1 pseudogene is annotated in these 632 nt (G+C 57.0%); it reads right to left on the reverse strand.

Annotated features, from left to right (window positions below):
* Positions 1-632 (reverse strand): annotated as a pseudogene (locus tag F6V25_RS17130) (hypothetical protein); the annotation flags it as partial.

Below are 632 nucleotides of genomic sequence, written 5' to 3' on the forward strand. Positions count from 1 at the left end.
GCCGTGGGGAAGTATTTGATGCCGGTGAGAAGTTCGGTGAAGGTTTCACTCGGCAGGTCAAACCGGGTGTTGGCGTACAGTTTGAACGAGTTCCAGTACTGCTTGAAGGTGCCGCCGATCTGGTCGCGGGCAACACCGTCTTTGTCCAGCTTCATGAAGTAGCTGACTTCGGCGTCGGTGTTTTTGTACCCGTTCAGGTACGCGGCAACGCCAAAGGCGAAGTCGTGGTCGCGGGTCGCCTCGCCATTCAGGTCGAAGTAGACGTTGCGGCCACCCATCACCGAGAAGGCGACCGGACCGACATTCTTCAGGTCGATCTTGCCACCGTCGATCAGGGCAGAACCCGCCGCATAGTTGACGAACTGGCGACCGAGGCGAATGTCCACCTTGTCGAACAGGTTGCTGTAGTCGCCGTACAGGTAATAGAGCCGACCGTTGATACCATCACCGTTGCGGACGTCTTCGGTGACACGGCCGTATCCCTGAAATGACAACTTGCCTTCTTTGTCGATCTGCGTGACCGACAGGTTGAGATACTCTCCGAATTCGGCCTGTTTGTTGCCGGTAAAGATGTCGTTGAACCAGCCAAACTGGGTCGAGCTTCTGCCGTGAATCTCCGCCGACCACGCAGC

Source organism: Oryzomonas japonica, assembly GCF_008802365.1.
In the GTDB taxonomy this organism is placed as follows: Bacteria; Desulfobacterota; Desulfuromonadia; order Geobacterales; family Pseudopelobacteraceae; genus Oryzomonas; species Oryzomonas japonica.